Raw genomic sequence first — 18,255 nt, forward strand, 5'->3', positions numbered from 1 at the left:
TTTTCTACCTATTTTTAAGGAGTGGAAATAAATGACACAGTTTTCAAGTATAGATAGAAGATCGATTTTGGAGGACATGGAGAAGGAGGTTCAAGATTTATTTATTATTGGTGGAGGAATCACGGGTGCTGGAATTGCCCTTGATGCTTCAAGTCGCGGACTCAAAACGGCTCTTGTTGAAATGCAGGACTTTGCGGCCGGGACTTCTAGCCGTTCTACAAAGCTTGTGCATGGTGGACTTCGTTATTTAAAGCAATTTGAAGTTGGTTTAGTAGCAGAAGTGGGGAAGGAAAGAGCCATCGTTTATGAAAATGGCCCACATGTAACAACTCCTGAATGGATGCTGTTGCCTTTTCATAAGGGCGGTACCTTTGGGAAATTTACAACTTCTATCGGTCTTCGGGTTTACGACTTTTTGGCAGGAGTGAAAAAATCTGAAAGAAGAATGATGTTAAGTGTTGAAGAAACATTGGAAAAGGAACCACTCATCAAAAAAGATGATCTTAAAGGCGGCGGCTATTATGTTGAGTATCGGACAGATGATGCACGTCTAACGATTGAGGTTATGAAAAAAGCCATTGAAAAAGGGGCAAAAGCGGTCAACTATGCCAAGGTTGAATCATTTATTTATGAAAATGAAAAGGTAAAAGGAGTAAAAGTAATTGATCAACTGACAGGTAAAGAGTATCAAATTTTTGCAAAGAAAATCGTCAATGCAACAGGGCCTTGGGTTGATAAAATGCGTGAAGTTGACAAATCGAAAAAAGGCAAAGTATTAAGGCTTACAAAAGGTGTTCATATCGTAATCGACCAATCCAAGTTTCCGTTAAAACAAGCCGTATATTATGATACTCCAGATGCACGGATGGTGTTCGCAATCCCACGTGATGGAAAGACATATGTCGGCACAACAGATACATTTTATGACAAAGATGCTGTACATCCAACCGTTACAGCAGAAGACCGGGCTTATCTGATTAATACCATTAACTACATGTTTCCAACTGTAAATGCAAAGGATTCCGACATCGAATCGAGCTGGGCTGGAGTACGTCCACTAATTTATGAAGAAGGAAAAGATCCTTCAGAAATCTCACGTAAGGATGAAATCTGGGAATCTGATTCGGGATTAATCACAATCGCAGGTGGAAAATTAACAGGCTACCGCAAAATGGCCGAAACCGTGGTTGATAAGGTAGGGAAGCTCTTGCTGGAAGAAGGGTATAAACCTTGCCAAACGAAGGAAATGACGATTTCCGGGGGGGATGTTGGAGGATCAAAAAATTATCCAGGATTTGTTGCTGAGAAAATCGAGCAGTTAGTAAAAGAGTTCCAGCTTACTCATGAGGATGCTAGAAAACTCACGAAATTATATGGTTCGAACATTGAGATTGTGAAAGGAATCATGGCTGAATCAAAAGATAATGTCACCGACACTGGCCTTCCGCTACCCATCTTGGCATCTATGGAGTATGGGATCCAATACGAAATGGTTACAAAACCAATTGATTTCCTGATTCGCCGGACAGGTGCGATGTTCTTCAACATTGATTGGGTAAACCAGTGGAAACAACCGATAATTGCTTACATGGCTGAGAAGTTAAACTGGAGCGAAGAAGAGAAACAAGGCTACGAAGCTGAAGTTGAGTCTTATATTAAAGACGCAACTCAGCCGAGTGGGGAAGATATGTAAGTTTGGTGATAAAAAATCAGGCGGAGGGATCCGTCTGATTTTTTATTGTATTTGGCCAACGATTCAGTATATCCGATGAGTGAAAAGTAGAAGGAAATTTACCGTAAAAGGGATTAGCGGTATATCAGGGGAGAAAAAAATAGAAGATGATATACCGTAAAAAGGATTAGCGGTATATCGGAGGAGTGAAAAGTAGAAGGTGATATACCGTAAAAGGGATTAGCGGTATATCAGAAGTGGAAAAAGCAATTAGTGATATAATGGTGAAGAGTTTTATAATTTCAGTACATACGGTCAGTAATCGTGTCTTTTTCCTCATTTTCATTTGAAATCGTACAATCTATGGTAAAATAATTGGAAATGAACAGGATTTTATATAGAATATATAGAAGATAAACTAGACATCATTTTACAACTAAAACGGGAGGTTCATCGTACATGAGCTGGATGGATAAGTATAACCAATGGCTGAATGCGCCGGGGTTAGATCAAGAAATCAAAAATGCATTACTTGAAAAGAAAGAAAATCATAAGGAACTTGAAGAATGTTTTTATAAAAATCTCGAGTTTGGAACTGGTGGAATGCGTGGGGAAATTGGACCAGGTACAAACCGTATGAATATATATACGATCCGTAAAGCGTCTGCTGGGCTTGCTGCTTTTATTGAGTCTTACGGTGAAGAAGCAAAGCGTCGCGGAGTTGCAATTGCATTTGACTCCCGTCATAAATCACCTGAATTTGCAATGGAAGCTGCGAAAACCCTTGCTACACATGGGATTCAAACCTATGTCTTTGATGAACTTCGACCTACACCAGAACTTTCATATGCGGTTCGTCATTTAAATGCTTTTTCTGGAATTGTAGTGACAGCAAGCCATAACCCTCCAGAATATAATGGCTATAAAGTATACGGCTCCGATGGTGGACAACTGCCGCCTGAAGCTGCTGATACTGTGATTGAAAAAGTAAATGCCATTGAGAACGAACTTGAATTAACAGTTGGCAGCGAAGAAGAATTAAAGGCTGCTGGACTCATTCAAATCATTGGAACTGAAATTGATAATGCATATACAGAAAAACTAAAAACAATCTCGATTAATCCTGAGCTTTCGCAGACTGGTGTAAAGGTTGTATTTACACCACTTCATGGAACAGCTAATAAGCCAGTTCGTAATGGTTTAAAAGCATTTGGATACGAGAACGTTACAGTCGTGAAAGAACAAGAACTTCCAGATCCAAATTTCTCAACAGTTAAATCACCAAACCCGGAAGAGCACGCAGCATTTGAACTTGCAATTGAAGAGGGTAAGAAGATCGATGCTGACATTTTAATCGCAACCGACCCGGATGCAGACCGTTTAGGAGTAGCTGTAAAAGATGACATAGGTGAATATGTCGTTTTGACAGGTAACCAAACAGGGGCGATTTTACTTCACTACATTTTGTCAGAAAAGAAAAAGCAAGGCATTCTTCCTGGAAATGGCGTCGTTCTTAAGACAATCGTTACATCTGAAATTGGACGAGAAATCGCTAAATCATTTGGTCTTGACACAATTGATACGCTGACTGGCTTTAAATTTATTGGTGAAAAAATCAAGGAATTTGAAAAGTCTGCTGAATATAAATTCCAATTTGGCTATGAAGAAAGCTATGGCTACTTAATCGGGGATTTTGCTCGTGATAAGGATGCTGTCCAAGCGGCGTTATTAGCCGTTGAGGTTTGCGCCTATTATAAAAATAAAGGCATGACAATGTATGAAGGCTTGATGGAGATATTCGAGAAATATGGTTATTATCGTGAAGGGCTTGAATCCTTAACATTAAAAGGAAAAGAAGGGGCAGAGCAAATCAACAGTCTTCTTGCAAGCTTCCGCAGCCAGCCTCCAACTGTTGTTGCTGGTCGTAAGGTAACACGTATTGAGGATTATAAAGAAAGTGTTCGCACTAATGTTGAGGAAGCTCACAAAGAAGAAATTAAGCTTCCTAAATCAAATGTCTTAAAATACTTCCTTGAAGATGGTTCATGGTTCTGCCTGCGTCCATCTGGAACAGAGCCAAAAGTAAAATTCTATTTTGGTGTAAAAGGAAATTCGCTCGAAGACAGCCAAAATGTGTTAAAAGAAATTTCATCGGATGTCATGGAACAAGTTCATAAAACCTTAAAATAAAACAAGGCCCTCGGGTCTTGTTTTTTTATGTAAATAAGTCTTTCTACATCCAGCTTCAGCGCCTAGCCCCTCGAGGTCACAAGCCAATCTGTCAAGAAGGTCAAAGAACAACCTACTAGCCAGCTCGTCTTGTGCTTGTCGGGGCTGTTCAAGGCGCTTCCGCATTAGTTACATATGAGCAGCTAATTCTTCCATGCTTTCCGTGGATGCATGATCGATATAGCGGAGCAAAGAATATAACTGTCGTTCGATAACTGAATAATCTTTTTCAAAATTATATGCATGTAGAAAGTGTTCAATTTTTTTCGAAAGGAAATCATCCTTTGTACGAACCATAAGAATAAGTAGGTTATCCCATTGGGAACGATGCGTGTAGTAAAGTGCTTTGTCATAATCTACAGTATTCACTGCTATTCCCTCCTTCTTAGGAGTTGATTATAGTTTGTGGAGAAAACAAGAATTTTCTCGGTGTAAATCTTGGACAAGAAGCCAAAATAATTTTGAATACATAAATGAGGGCCGTTTAAAATTTTCTGGAAAAAATAAAATGACTAATATCACTTGTAAAAGTGCAAAATACAATTGATTTTTACATAGGAGGTAATGTCATTGGTTAAACGCTTATTCATTCCAGTTTTATGCAGTATGTTTCTCTTGGGAGGCGGCCTTGTAAGTGCACAACAGAAGCCGCCTCAAAAACCACCACAACAGGGACAACAGCTTCCAACAGATTATGAAAAATGGGGTAAGATTGCAGTTGATGTGGCGAAGTTAAATTACCCGGACAGTAAAATTAGTGATTATCAATACAAAGGCCGGGAAGAAATTACGGATAAGCAATCAAAGGATACATTTGAATTAACCATTCAAACAAAAGATCGTACGCTTACTGCAAAGGTAATGATCCTGTTTAATCCGCAAACAGAATCGCTTTTATCTTTAAGTATTGAAGAGGTAAAATAACCATTTAAGGCCACAAATTGTGGCCTTTTCATGTTAAAAAAGAATAACATTGGATTCCCCCATTCATCATTTTGACCAATTACTCATAAATTGTGATAAGGACGAAAAGGGGGAGATCAACTGTGAGAGATTCAGACCGTCAGGCGCTTCAGTATGCAATTGATGAAATTACAGAAATTGCAGAAGGTTTTGGGCTTGATTTTTACCCAATGAGATACGAAATATGTCCTGCGGATATCATTTATACATTTGGTGCTTACGGGATGCCAACTCGTTTTTCCCATTGGAGCTTTGGAAAGCAATTTTATCGGATGAAGCTGCAGTATGATTTAGGATTAAGTAAGATCTACGAGCTTGTCATTAATTCGGACCCTTGTTATGCGTTTTTGCTCGATTCCAATGCACTTATTCAAAACAAATTAATTGTTGCTCACGTGCTTGCGCATTGCGATTTTTTCAAGAATAACTTTCGTTTTAGTAATACAAAACGAGACATGGTTGAAAGCATGGCAGCCACAGCTGAGCGTGTAAAACATTATGAACATTTATACGGTAAACATGAAGTAGAGACGTTTTTAGATGCAGTACTGGCGATCCAAGAGCATATCGACCCGTCTCTTATGAGGCCAAAGCTTGCATGGAGTCTTGAGGATGATGAAGAGGAAGAAGTCATACGCAAGACTTCACCATATGATGATTTATGGAATTTGGATAAAAAACAGGCAAATGAGAAGCCGGTTACTCGAAAGAAAAAGAGATTCCCGCCACAGCCTGAAAAAGATATTCTGTTGTTTATTGAACAATACAGCCGTGAGCTTGAGGATTGGCAACGTGATATTTTGACGATGATGCGTGAGGAAATGCTGTACTTCTGGCCTCAGCTAGAAACCAAAATCATGAACGAAGGCTGGGCTTCGTATTGGCACCAGCGTATTTTACGAGAAATGGATTTAACCTCTGATGAGGCAATTGAGTTTGCAAAGCTTAATGCAGGTGTTGTTCAGCCATCAAAAACAAGCATTAATCCATATTATTTAGGTTTAAAGATCTTTGAAGACATTGAGGAACGCTATGATAACCCTTCAAAAGATATGTTAGAGCGAGGTGTAAAACCTGGTTCTGGTCGCGAAAAAATCTTTGAAGTACGTGAAGTCGAATCCGATATTTCATTTATTCGAAATTATTTAACGAAGGATTTAGTTTTTCGTGAAGATATGTATCTGTTCCAAAAACAAGGCAGGGACTATAAAATTATTGATAAACAATGGACCCAAGTCCGTGACCAACTTGTCAATATGCGTGTAAATGGGGGCTTCCCGTATATCACTGTTAATGATGGGGATTACCTAAAAAGTGGTGAGCTCTACTTAAAACACTGGTATGAAGATATTGAGTTAGACTTAAAATATCTTGAAAAAGTGCTGCCTTACCTTCACCAGCTTTGGGGCAGACCCGTGCATATGGAAACTGTGCTCGAGAATAAAATAGTTGTGTTTACGTATGATGGGAAGACGGTGCATCGGAAATATATATAGAAGACCAAGAACAGTCCCTATACGAGGACTGTTCTTTGTTTATAAAGTAATATCTTGTTCAATAGTTTGAATAGAACGCTGTTTCTTAGACTTTCTAAAATATAGCAGCTCATATATGCAAGGAATGACGATTAGGGTCAGTAATGTAGCCATAGCTAGACCACCAATAACAACGACTGCTAGACTTTGTGAGACTAAACTGCCTGTTTCAGTTTGCTTAAATAAAAGCGGCAGCATGGCACAAATAGTTGCGACAGCAGTCATAAAAATCGGTCTCATTCTAGTAGCTGTTGCTTCGATGAGTGCTTCACGGATCGTCATTTTTTGTTCATTTTGTTTAACCCGATCGAGAAGAACAATCGCATTCGTGACGACAATTCCAATGAGCATGAGAGCTCCAAGAAGTGCCGTTATATCAACTGAAATCCCGCTTACGACAATTCCTAATATAGCTCCAATTGCAGCTAGCGGAAGTGAGAATAGTATCGCTATTGGCGCTTTTATTGATTTAAACGTAATAACCATGATTAAAAATACTATCCCAATTGAAACAAGCATAGTGAGAAATAAATCAGTAAAATCCTCTGTCTGTTGCGTGCTGGACCCTCCAACAAGAACTTCAACATTATCTGGAAGCTGGATCCCTTCATTATCCTTTTTGTCTCCAAATATTTTGAAATTCACCTTGTTAGATATGTCAGACAGCTTAGCAGAATCAACATCAGCTGTGACACGAAGGTAGGCCTCTCCATCTTTATGGAACTGATTTGTTGAACGCTCTTCACTTTGTAAAGATGCAATAGTTGAAACTGGTACTAGACCGCCATCCGTTAAGACAGGAGTATTCCCTAAGTCATCCGGTGTTTTTGTATCAATGACAGGTTCTAGAACGACAGGTGTTTGTTTACCATCTAAAGTAATGGTTCCAATCGGTGTTTGATTAATCATCATACCTATTTGCCCAGCTATTTGTTCTGTATTTCCTTTCAAAGGATCAACTTTTAATGAATAAATAGTTTTCTTTTCATCCTGATTCGTTGTTACTTTTTCGACACCATCAATGTCTTCCACTTTTTCTTTTATCTTGTTCGCAACTGTTTCAAGATCGGAGATGTTTTCCCCAACTACATCAATTGTTATCGCAGCACTAGCTCCACCCATCATGAATGAGGATGCAAATACTTCAAACTGGGCATCGGGATATTGATCCTTTTTCTTTTCAACCGCTTCAATTACTTTGTCCGTGTCTTCTGTATCGTTTAGTAAAATACTGAAGCTTGCTTCCGTAGGTGAGCCAACATGACCGAATTGAGCCGCTTCGGCGGGAGATCCCACTTGAGAAAACAAATATTTAACTTCATCCATTTTTCGAATGGAGGATTCAAGTTCAATCGTTTTTTCCTTTACCACTTCAATTGGAGTATCATTCGGATAGCTCAGAGTGGCAACAACATAGTCAGCCGAAGAGTTGTCAACAGAACCCTTTGGTATGGCAAAGTATGTTCCGATAGAACCGGCAAATAGCAAGAATGAAATCGTGAAAATAATCCATTTATGATTTAATGACCATGTAACCACTTTTGGAAAACGAACAGCAGGTTTATGCTCGGGAAGCTTTGTATTTTTCAATAAACCGGCACTCATTAAAGGTACAAGAGTCAATGCAACAAGTAAGGAAGCCAGCAAGGAATACGTAACCGTTAATGCGAATGGTAAAAGAAATTCTTGCAGTCCGCCATTTAACAAGCTCATCGGCAAGAAAACGGCTACTGTTGTTAGTGTAGAGGAAGTTATGGCTACCCCTACTTGTTTTGTAGCGTCAATCACCATTTGAACAGAAAACTTCTCCGTTTGCATTTTGCGGAAAATGTTTTCAATAACAACAATACTGTCATCTACAAGGCGTCCAACTGCAACTGCAACTCCGCCTAAAGTTAAAATATTCAATGTAATTCCAGACCATGAAAGGAGGAATAATGTAAAACAAAGGGAAAGCGGGATTGAAACAATCGTAATAAAAGTCGATCTGATATTTCGTAAAAATACCATAATGACAATGGTAGCAAATAAAGCTCCGAGAAGGACTTCCTTCATCATTGTTTGGACAGAAGTCTCAACCATATCAGCAGATGATACATAAACGACTGACTCCTGCTGATCATACTTTTCGTTGATTTCCTTTGTAACTTTTTCAACTTCTTTGCTGACTGTTACAGCATTAGATTGGCTGTCTTTCGTGATGCTAATATCTAAACTATCTTTCCCATTAAAACGGCTAATGAAATTCGCATTTGTTGTTTCTTCAATCGTTGCGATGTCTCCAAGCGTAACATCAGGAGATACATATAAACCTTTTAGTTTTTCTAAACTTGATACGTCACCAATCACCTTAATATTACTAGATTTGCCATCAATTATTTTCTCTCCGACAGATAGGGCGGTGTTTTGACCTTGTAGTACACTCATAACTGATTGAAGTGAAACTTGTTTTTCGGATAATATGTCATTCTCAATTTTTACGGACACGATAGAATCAGTAATTCCATACACATCAGCACTTGCGACTCCTTTAATATCCTGAAAAAGAGGTTGCAGCTTTTCACGTGCAAATGCCATATTTTCCGCGGTCATTCCATCTTCAAAAGTTACAGCAATGTTTACGATCGGGATCATTGAAGTATTAAGCTGAGTAACGGTAGGCTTTGATATGTTTGGTGGCAATACAACAATATTAAGTGCATCTAGTACTTCTTGTTTCGCCTGCTTCATGTTCGAACCTGATTCAAAATATAGATCAATTTTTGAAAATCCATCTCCAGTCGTCGAGTAGACGGATGTTTTTCCATTTACACTATTTACAGCTCTTTCTACTGGGATGGTTACTTCAGTTTCCATTGTTTTTGAATCCGTCCCATGTCCCATTGCAATAATTGTTACTTGTGGATTATCAGCTTCAGGTAAAAACTCCATTGGCAGCCTAAAATAACTAACAACACCAATAATTAAAATTAAGATGGTCATTAATGCAACTGCAGCCTTATTGCCAAATGCCCACTTCGTTATGAACGACACTGATCAGTCACCTCTTTAAAATAATAATTTTTATACCGAAATACGATAAATCTTGTTTGTATTTTCCGATGGTTAATGAATTTGAACTATTTTCATAATTTTCCCTCTTTTCCCATTTGTTATACTCCTTTATCATTTTAGGAAAAGAGAACCTTTAAAACATTGAGCCATAGGATTAACTTTTTCTAGGACCTGGGGCTTATGGAGGGATTTTCCACTCTACAAAAATTCAGTTAATTATTCATAAAAAATTCTGAAAAAAGGTGAGATTCTTCACAGAATTAAAAAAAGAAATAACTTACAATTGATGTCAAACATATCGGGAGGGGAATGAATGTGGAAAGAAAGAATTTACCTATCGTGTACTCGTGTTCAGGGTGTTCATCAGCAGCACAAACCGCAAATTCAATTGCAATAAAAATGGATCGAGAAAATGTTGCTGAAATGTCTTGTATAGCTGGGGTAGGTGGGGATGTCAAACCACTTGTTAAAACGGCAAAATCAGGCCGAGATATAATTGCGATCGATGGATGTCCTCTAGCCTGCTGTAAACATATTTTGGCAAGACATGATCTTGAAGCAAAGCATCATTTTGTCTTAACAAATTTTGAGGTTCCGAAAAAACAGCATGTGGATCCGGATCCAGCACTTACCCAAAATGCCTACAATCAGATTTTGGAACTAACAAGTAATTAGAAAAGAGTAAGGCAGTTAGACTTTCGATGAAAGGGACTAACTGCCTTTTGTTTTGTCTAAAAACTACCATTAAACATTTATTTTTTTATAATATCATAGTGAAAATGAGAGGAAAGAGGAAGGAAGGAAAGATAAAACCTGATGTTTGCGCTTACATAGTGAATTAACAGAACTGCAACAATCCGATATACTATGATTTGTTCAAGACGGACCCGACTTTCATAAGAGTTGAAAGTCTAAGACAAAATTATTCCAGATAGAAAGAGGTGCTGAGTTGAATTTATCAACATATAAAAATGAATGGTTTGGTAATGTGAGAGGAGATATCCTAGCTGGGATTGTGGTTGCACTTGCACTTATTCCCGAGGCAATTGCCTTTTCAATTATTGCAGGGGTTGACCCAATGATAGGCCTTTATGCCTCATTCTGTATTGCGGTCACAATCGCATTTTTCGGGGGAAGACCTGGCATGATTTCTGCGGCAACAGGTGCGACTGCATTGTTAATGGTAACATTAGTTGCTGATCACGGCCTGCAATATTTACTTGCCGCGACAATTTTGACAGGGATTATTCAAATTATCATGGGTGTGTTAAAGCTAGGAAGGCTCATGAAATTTGTTCCACGTTCTGTTATGATTGGATTCGTGAATTCACTAGCAATCCTTATTTTTGCTGCTCAATTGCCGCATTTTGCAGGTGAATCGTGGCCAATGTATGCAATGGTAGCGGGGGCTTTAGCGATTATCTATATATTCCCGCGTTTTACAAAGGTGGTCCCATCGCCATTAGTTGCAATTATTGTCATGACAATTATCGCGGTTATGACAAATAGTGGAGTCCGTACGATAGGGGATATGGGCGAACTCCCATCAACATTACCAATCTTTTTACTGCCTGATATTCCGTTGAATTTTGAAACATTAAAAATTATTTTCCCTTACTCACTATCCATCGCTATTGTTGGATTAGTTGAATCCTTATTAACGGCTTCGATTGTTGACGATATGACAGATACCGAAAGTGATAAGAATAAAGAAGCACGTGGACAAGGGATTGCGAATATTGTCTCTGGATTCTTTGGAGCGATGGCTGGTTGTGCGATGATTGGGCAATCTGTAATTAACGTAAAATCAGGTGGACGCGGAAGACTTTCTGCGTTTGTTGCCGGTACGTTTTTAATGGTCTTAATATTATTATTAAAAGATTTCTTAGTACAAATTCCAATGGCAGCCCTTGTCGGGGTTATGTTCATGGTTTGTATCGGAACGTTTGACTGGTCTTCATTACGTACCCTTCATAAGGTTCCAATCACGGATACAATTGTTATGGTTGTAACGGTTATTACGGTAGTACTAACCCATGACCTTTCAAAAGGTGTTTTAGTTGGTATCATTTTAAGTGCGCTTTTCTTTGCTTCAAAGATTTCAAAAGTGAAAGTAACAAGTCTTATTGCAAAGGATTCATATAAAAAAGTGTACCATGTATCAGGTCAGCTGTTTTTTGCATCGGTTACTGATTTTGTAAATAGCTTTGATTTCAAAGAGGATGTAAAAGAAATTGATTTAGATTTATCAAAAGCTCACCTTTGGGATGATTCGGCGGTGGGTGCAATTGATAAAATCGTCTTAAAATATCATCAAAATGGAACTAAAGTAAACATTAAAGGGTTAAACACTGAAAGTAATCAATTAGTTGAAAAACTCGCTGTTTACAAGACACAAGAAGGTCTTGAAAAAGCTGTGGGTCAATAATTTATGAAAACACGCTGTCATTGTGATAGCGTGTTTTTTGTCTATTTCAAGATTGAATGGGATAGAATAATAGAGAATTTCAAAATTTTTACAGTTGGAACAACGAGGTGCCTTTTGTGAATGCATTGTATGGTTTAGTGTGGATAGCTGCATTATTTATTTGGGGTGATTGGAGAAATTTTAAAAAATACTATCCAACGTACCTCTTTTTGCTTATGGGTGATTTTCTCTATTTATATTTTTTGTCAGATTATTATCCTATGTGGACTTATGTTCCTCAGGGCCTTGACCAAGACATAGGATTAACTAATACACATATCAGCCTTTCAATCATGGCCATTAAATATCCTGCAACCATACTAATTTTTTTAGGTAGATATCCTGAGGAAAAAACATGGCTTAAGCAAATGGGCTATATTTTTATATGGAGTGGCATTTATGCAGTCAACGAAGCATTTGACTCATATTTTGGACTGATAAAATATGATAATGGCTGGAACATTTGGTGGTCGATTCTATTCAATCTCGTGATGTTTTCCATTCTTCGGTTGCATCATGTGCGACCGTTTCGTGCCTGGGTTGCCTCGTTTATATTTGTCCTATTCCTCTGGTTTATCTTTGATGTACCTTCCTCGGTGTTTCGGTAAAAACTGTGATTATAAACAGATACTACTGATAACTCAGTAGTATCTTTTACATATGTAAGGAAGTAAGAATTTTGGAAGGGATGTTTTTAAAGGTTTTTTACGAAGATTAGGTAAAAGACAAAAAATATAAAAAGGTTAAATAATGACAAAGGTTGCTGTTTCTCAGCAACCTTTTGGTTTATGTAATTTACGCCAAAGCGTCTTTTTTACCAAAGGCTAGGATAATCTTTCTGATAAGTAACCCAATTACAATCCCTGGAATGACACAAATCATTGGGAAAAAGACTGGCCCAAAAGTGATTCCAAAAAAGATTGCTTTCGGTGAAACCATTAAACCGACTGTCACACAATAAGCACAGAAGGCAAATGGCAGAAAGGAATAGGGGGCTTTTCCACCACCAGCTTCTTTAAAAGCATCCCACATGGCAAAAAAGTAAAGACAGGGGTAAAACATGAGCCACCCATAATCAATTGATGTTAGAGCTTGCCCTGTTTCACCTAAGAAGCTTAGCATGATTGCCTCATTAAAGTTTGCACAGGTATTGACCAAGAACTCTAAGAATATAAAAGTAAGTCCTTTCACATATTGCTTATTTAATAATTGTCCGAACCCTGGTAATGCAATACTCCAAAAAATACGCTCTACTGCCTTCACATTCGTTTTACCACCACTCTTATCGTTTCTATAACCCTATTTTCTTATATTTCCCAGTTAATTATTCATTTATTTTTATGGAATAAAGCACCTGAAGATCAGGTGCCTCATTTTGAAAGCTACATATGCTCATTAGGGGGTGCTGGCATCCCGTGGATACTGGTTCTGTCAAAGGATGTGTTGCTTGGTGTTTGCTTTCGTGATGGTGTTTCTGTATATTGATCTACTTGTACATTAATTCCTGGTTGAATCTGAGTAGGTTCGACTTCCTGCGAAAAGGGGGGACCGTTATGATTTAAATTATTTTGCATACCATTAGTGTAGTCTTGATACTTATTGTGTTCAGAGTTTGTTGTGTTTAAGTTGTTTTGTTGAATATTTTGATCAGGTTGTGATTGGTTTTGTTGTGGAGGATATTCTTGGAATTGCTGTACTTTACCTGGATTTTGATTTTGTGGTGGCATTTCTTGTTGACCATTAGATGATTCATCTTGATATTGTAGTTGTTCCGCCACCTGTGTTATCGCTTCAGCAGGAGAGTTCGGAATCTTATCGAAAAATCCTTTACCTTTGTCAGGGTTAGAAATAATCCCTAATGCGGCAAGAAGACCGATAATAGCCGTCACATATGTTTCCCATGTTGTTAAATCTATTTGCAAGCCTAAATCTTTAAACACCATATACAATATCGATGCAAGAGAGACCCATAATCCGTAATTTTTCCATTTCATCACTGATAACTCCTTTTAGTAGTCTCTTTGTATCTTATTCGATTTTTTAATAAAACGTGAAAGATTAAGCATTAGGTTGTACAAATAAAAAAAGCCCCTATGAATGGGGCGGCAAGGATGCTGTTGATTCATCCTGTAATCTTTCTAAAATCCTTCTTTTTCGGTATAACATATTTCCAACTTCAGTAAGATCCTGAATCATTGAACGATTTGAGATGGCTCCAAAAACAATGCCCGCGATTGGGATCATCTGTAGAAGCTTCTTCCAGCCAAATTGATCACGATATGTATACACAACTTCACGCCATCCTTGTAGTTGGGACATCATTTCATTTGGGGAATTTCTGCCTTGATAAAAGCTGGAAAGTTCCTTTAGGATCGCCTGCTTTCCAACTACATCTGCGGATGAAAACTGCAAGCATTTAATGATAAAAATACGTTCATTTTTATCCTTGGGGTCAAAACCATGAATAATGGCTATTTCTTGAAGTGTTTTTAACGATATTCCAAGCAAAGCAGGAATATCAACTGCCAGTGTAAATATTCCACCGATTCCTGTAGTTGCACCTTGCAGCGTGGCCACCTTCGCCCATTTCTTAGCATGCTCATGACTGGCATCAATCATTGATTGCAGCGGAATTTGTTCAATATCTGAGATACTGTCAATCTGTGTATTGCTTTTGCGTTCAACGAGACTTAAAATCGCTTTTTCTTGGATGAGATATTTGCCGCCGGTTTGTATATAGCTGCCGATTTCATCAAGGAGTATGCCTATTTTTTCATGAATAAACTTTGGTGTCAGCTTATCTAAAATTTTAAAAGGGATTCGACCAATCCGTTCCCAAAACCATAATCCATTTTGACTTTTTTCCCAAGCCTCTATCTTCGCTAATTCACTTTCGAGTAGTTGTTTGGACTCCATAAGCACTCCTCTTTCTTTTTTAATCCGTTATGGGTAATACGATTGGATGTTAAAATAGTTTCAAATAATACAGGATCATCATGAAAGTGGTATAATATTCTAACTATGATTAGGGCAGTGATTGGATGAATATACTTTTTGTCATGATCGGAGGATTTCTTGGGGCTTGTTGTCGCTATTTAGTTGGCGAATTGGTGCCAGCACCCAATGGTTTTCCGATTGGAACCTTAACCGTAAATTTAATAGGTTGTTTCTGTTTAGGATGGTTATTATCCTTTATCGCTAATCAAAAAAATAGGTATCCCAAAATATCTTTGTTATTCGGCACAGGTTTTATTGGGTCGTTTACGACATTTTCTACTTTTTCAGTTGAAGTAGTTCATTTAATGGAAAGAGGCAATGTTGGACTCGCCTTTGTATATGTCATATCGAGCCTATTTGCAGGAATCCTGCTTTCTTTCTTGGGTTATCAATTGGCTAATTTGCGAAAATTGGGTGAGGCATCATGATGTTATTAGCAGGAATTGGAGGAGCATTGGGAGCGACAAGCAGGTACCTTGTTGGAATATGGATTGGCAAGAGGACTGGAACTCAATTCCCATACCCCACCATGTTCATTAACATTGCAGGATCATTCTTGTTAGGAATCTTAGCGGGAATGAAACTAAATCACTCCATACCAGAGTGGTGTTGGTTGCTGGTAGGAGTAGGGTTTTGTGGGGCATTCACGACGTTTTCTACTTTTGGATATGAAGCCCTTCAATTACTTCTTTCGAAGAAAGGAAAACAGGCAATCCTTTATATAGTGGCTTCAACAATTTTCTGTACCATATCCGCTTATATTGGGATTATGATTAATACATAAAAAAGCCAGGTGAATATTACACCTGGCTCACATATGATTGATTTATTTTTTTAGTACGTCATGGTCAACATAACGTTCGCCATTCATTTCACTGATTACATTAATTGCAACTTTCGCACCGTCGCCAGCAGTAATAATTGTGTGTACACTTACACCAGCACATGTACCAGCAGCCCAGATGCCCTCTACATTTGTTTTACCAGATGCATCAACATCAAGAACTGTTTTAATACGCGGCTCAGTGCCATCCTTAGTCGCAACTCCTGCTGTTGCTGCTACATCTGTTAAAGCTCCTGTTGCAAAAATAACGTATTTACCTTCGTGCTCGCCATTTTCAGTTACAACCTTGAAACCATTTTCAGTTTTTTCTACTGAAGTAACCGCTTGTTGAACAACTTCCGCACCAAATTTTGCTGCTTGTTTTTGCCCAATCTCCACTAATTCCGGACCTTCAATTTCCATGACACCATAATGGTTTTCAACCCAAGCACGCTTCGTCATACCTTTATCACTATCTAAAAGTAAAGTTTTCTTTCCCGCTTTTGCAGTAAATAATGCAGCACTTGCCCCAGCAGGACCAGCTCCTACAATCACAACATCAAACATTCCTAAATCACTCCTTATGTAAAAATAGTATGTATTCAATGATAATTATACCCATTTCTATCATGCCAATCTAATTTTTTGCTTTAAAAAAGGATAAAAAGGAAACCCTTTTTATTCTACATTGTCTCTGATGTTTCGTTATAGGTTTGTTTTGTTTGAACAACCGGTTTAGTGATCCGATCATGAAGAAAATAATAAAGTACGATTCCAAGTAACACATAAAAGCCACTAAAGAAATAAAAAGTACCTAGTCCAATTTTCGAACTAAGAAGGCCGACAACAGCCGATCCTAAGCCAATTCCAGTGTCATAGATGGATAAAAATGTAGCTGTTGCTGTACCTCTTCTTCTTGGCGCAGCAGCTTGTACAGCAATCGTTTGGAAGCTAGGAAATAAAGTTCCCCAGCCTAATCCGATTAAGGCAGCAGCTAGTAAAAACATAATCGCAGTTGACGCAATTCCAAGGAGAAGCATACCGATTGCAAACACCACAATCGATGGGTAGATGATTTTGTTGGCCCCGTATTCATCAAACCATCTTCCAGTGAAAGGTCTTGAAACGAGAAGTACAACTGCATATACAACAAAGAAGAAACTTGAAGCCTCTAATAGCCCAATTTCCTGAGCATATACAGAAACGAAAGATAAGAGGGATGAGTATACAATCCCTAATAGCCCACCTACAATAGAGATTTTAATAGCCGGAACCTCAAAGAGATCCGAAAAAGATAATTTTGTTTTTGCAACTTCTTGAGTTTCTTGTGCGCTTGCAGGTACTTTTACAAAATAACCTGTCAGTAATGCAAGGATGGCACAAATCGCTCCAAAGATAAACACACTGTTCATTCCTGATTGATTCATTAATGTTAATCCTAAAAACGGACCAATAACCATAGCCAGGTTGTTAGACATGATAAAGTATCCCATACCTTCACCCTTGCGTGAATCTGGGATAATGTCTGCAACAATCCCACCAGCAGCGGTTGTAGCCATTCCGAATCCAATTCCGTGAAACAAACGTAAGAGTAAAACGGAATAAATGGAAGGTGTAAAGAAGTAAAAAAGTGATGAAATCATAAAAATAAGCAAGGAAAGAGAGAGGACTTTCTTTCTTCCAATCGTATTTAACCATTGTCCTGCAAATGGGCGGATGATGATTGCGGAGAATAAAAATACAGTAATCATAAGCCCTGCTTCTAATTCATTTCCACCTAAATCATTTAATGTGTAAACCGGCAGTGTTACCAATAAAAAATAAAATGTTAAAAAAACGAAGAAATTACTCAAAGAAAGGTTGAGAAAATCTTTCGTCCAAAGCTTCTGTTGCCCCATTATGTCTCCTCCTGTTGTTATTTGATCTGATGGAACCATTGATTTAAAAGTCCAGTAAGCTGCTCCTGTAATTCAATTGGAAAATTCTCTACTAGTCTTTGATTCATTTCGATTACAGCCTGTTCCCAATTCGGATATTCAGCTAATGCCATTTCCGTTAATTCAATATGTTTCATCCGCTTGTCAGTTCCTTGGACTTGTCTGACAAGCCCGAGCTTCACAAGCTTTTGAATGTTTCTTGTCATAGGTGGCGCTTCAACAGTTAAATAATCACATAGCTCAGATTGTGTTAAAGTCCCTTTTGTTTTTAAAACAAATAAAACGGACCATTGTGCGCTAAATAGTCCGAAGGGTTCCAATGTTTCGTTTATTTGTTTCGTAAGCTGACGTGACAACTGATGCACTGCGTGAAATAAGCTATGACCTGTTTGCATAAAATCACCCCAATGCACATATCTTCATAAATTAGTTACCTAGGTAACTATATAGCTATTTATATTAAAAAGCAAGGGGAAGATTAGGGGGGGAATATTCGACAGAAAATAAATTTTTCGACAATTTGGATTTAGGAAGGAATTTTAACAGACTGATAAGAATATAAAGAAAAGTCGGAATAA

General features: G+C 38.1%; 17 protein-coding genes. 9 read left to right on the plus strand and 8 right to left on the minus strand.

Features of this window, described 5'->3' with window-relative positions:
• Nucleotides 1-31: 31 nt before the first annotated feature.
• Both LKW28_RS00260 and LKW28_RS00265 read left to right on the plus strand, forming a co-directional pair.
• Nucleotides 32-1,693, plus strand: coding sequence for a glycerol-3-phosphate dehydrogenase/oxidase (locus tag LKW28_RS00260; RefSeq protein ID WP_229138336.1), 1,662 nt, complete (start codon nt 32-34; stop codon nt 1,691-1,693).
• A 438-nt stretch (nt 1,694-2,131) separates the two neighbouring features.
• On the plus strand, nt 2,132-3,862 hold the full coding sequence (locus LKW28_RS00265) for a phospho-sugar mutase (RefSeq protein ID WP_229138337.1): 1,731 nt from the start codon (nt 2,132-2,134) through the stop codon (nt 3,860-3,862).
• 168 nt (nt 3,863-4,030) lie between these two features.
• Here the strand turns inward: LKW28_RS00265 and LKW28_RS00270 are convergent, their stop codons facing one another.
• The gene (locus tag LKW28_RS00270) at nt 4,031-4,270 is read right to left on the minus strand and encodes a YhdB family protein (protein ID WP_099353313.1); all 240 of its coding nucleotides are present in this window, start codon (nt 4,268-4,270) and stop codon (nt 4,031-4,033) included.
• 201 nt (nt 4,271-4,471) lie between these two features.
• Between LKW28_RS00270 and LKW28_RS00275 the strand changes: the two genes are divergently transcribed.
• Nucleotides 4,472-4,825 carry a DUF3889 domain-containing protein gene (locus tag LKW28_RS00275; RefSeq protein WP_229138338.1) on the plus strand — a complete coding sequence of 118 codons (354 nt, stop codon included), beginning with the start codon at nt 4,472-4,474 and terminating at the stop codon, nt 4,823-4,825.
• A 122-nt stretch (nt 4,826-4,947) separates the two neighbouring features.
• Complete coding sequence (locus LKW28_RS00280) at nt 4,948-6,360, plus strand: SpoVR family protein (RefSeq protein ID WP_229138339.1); 1,413 nt, start codon at nt 4,948-4,950, stop codon at nt 6,358-6,360.
• Nucleotides 6,361-6,399: 39 nt separating this feature from the next.
• On the opposite strand, the gene LKW28_RS00285 is transcribed toward LKW28_RS00280, so the two are convergent.
• Nucleotides 6,400-9,432, minus strand: coding sequence for an efflux RND transporter permease subunit (locus LKW28_RS00285; protein WP_229138340.1), 3,033 nt, complete (start codon nt 9,430-9,432; stop codon nt 6,400-6,402).
• 336 nt (nt 9,433-9,768) lie between these two features.
• On the opposite strand from LKW28_RS00285, the gene LKW28_RS00290 reads away from it, so the two are divergent.
• From LKW28_RS00290 to LKW28_RS00300, 3 genes are all read left to right on the plus strand, one after another.
• Nucleotides 9,769-10,128 (plus strand): putative zinc-binding protein, encoded by a 360-nt coding sequence (locus LKW28_RS00290; RefSeq protein WP_229138341.1) that lies wholly within the window; start codon nt 9,769-9,771, stop codon nt 10,126-10,128.
• A 274-nt stretch (nt 10,129-10,402) separates the two neighbouring features.
• Nucleotides 10,403-11,881, plus strand: a complete 1,479-nt coding sequence (locus tag LKW28_RS00295; protein WP_229138342.1) for a SulP family inorganic anion transporter — start codon at nt 10,403-10,405, stop codon at nt 11,879-11,881.
• Between the two features lie 116 nt (nt 11,882-11,997).
• On the plus strand, nt 11,998-12,528 hold the full coding sequence (locus LKW28_RS00300) for a CBO0543 family protein (protein ID WP_229138343.1): 531 nt from the start codon (nt 11,998-12,000) through the stop codon (nt 12,526-12,528).
• 187 nt (nt 12,529-12,715) lie between these two features.
• Here the strand turns inward: LKW28_RS00300 and LKW28_RS00305 are convergent, their stop codons facing one another.
• The 3 genes from LKW28_RS00305 to LKW28_RS00315 form a co-directional block, all read right to left on the minus strand.
• Nucleotides 12,716-13,183, minus strand: coding sequence for a hypothetical protein (locus tag LKW28_RS00305; RefSeq protein WP_229138344.1), 468 nt, complete (start codon nt 13,181-13,183; stop codon nt 12,716-12,718).
• 119 nt (nt 13,184-13,302) lie between these two features.
• Entirely contained in the window at nt 13,303-13,914 is a 612-nt protein-coding gene (locus tag LKW28_RS00310; RefSeq protein WP_229138345.1) for a hypothetical protein, read from the minus strand.
• Between the two features lie 97 nt (nt 13,915-14,011).
• A complete protein-coding gene (locus tag LKW28_RS00315; protein ID WP_229138346.1) occupies nt 14,012-14,836 on the minus strand; it encodes an EcsC family protein in 825 nt (274 codons plus the stop codon).
• A 125-nt stretch (nt 14,837-14,961) separates the two neighbouring features.
• On the opposite strand from LKW28_RS00315, the gene crcB (LKW28_RS00320) reads away from it, so the two are divergent.
• Nucleotides 14,962-15,345 (plus strand): fluoride efflux transporter CrcB, encoded by a 384-nt coding sequence (gene crcB, locus LKW28_RS00320; protein WP_229138347.1) that lies wholly within the window; start codon nt 14,962-14,964, stop codon nt 15,343-15,345.
• A complete protein-coding gene (crcB, locus tag LKW28_RS00325; RefSeq protein ID WP_229138348.1) occupies nt 15,342-15,701 on the plus strand; it encodes a fluoride efflux transporter CrcB in 360 nt (119 codons plus the stop codon). Before crcB (LKW28_RS00320) ends, crcB (LKW28_RS00325) begins: the two co-directional genes overlap by 4 nt.
• Before the next feature lie 42 nt (nt 15,702-15,743).
• On the opposite strand, the gene LKW28_RS00330 is transcribed toward crcB (LKW28_RS00325), so the two are convergent.
• The 3 genes from LKW28_RS00330 to LKW28_RS00340 all read right to left on the minus strand — a co-directional run bounded on the left by LKW28_RS00330 (nt 15,744) and on the right by LKW28_RS00340 (nt 18,072).
• The gene (locus tag LKW28_RS00330; RefSeq protein ID WP_229138349.1) at nt 15,744-16,307 is read right to left on the minus strand and encodes an FAD-dependent oxidoreductase; all 564 of its coding nucleotides are present in this window, start codon (nt 16,305-16,307) and stop codon (nt 15,744-15,746) included.
• Nucleotides 16,308-16,423: 116 nt separating this feature from the next.
• Nucleotides 16,424-17,638 (minus strand): MFS transporter, encoded by a 1,215-nt coding sequence (locus tag LKW28_RS00335; protein ID WP_229138350.1) that lies wholly within the window; start codon nt 17,636-17,638, stop codon nt 16,424-16,426.
• Nucleotides 17,639-17,655: 17 nt separating this feature from the next.
• A complete protein-coding gene (locus LKW28_RS00340; RefSeq protein ID WP_229138351.1) occupies nt 17,656-18,072 on the minus strand; it encodes a MarR family winged helix-turn-helix transcriptional regulator in 417 nt (138 codons plus the stop codon).
• Between the last annotated feature and the right edge of the window lie 183 nt (nt 18,073-18,255).

This window comes from Bacillus sp. REN16 (genome assembly GCF_020731355.1).
Classification (GTDB): domain Bacteria; phylum Bacillota; class Bacilli; order Bacillales; family Bacillaceae_L; genus Ferdinandcohnia.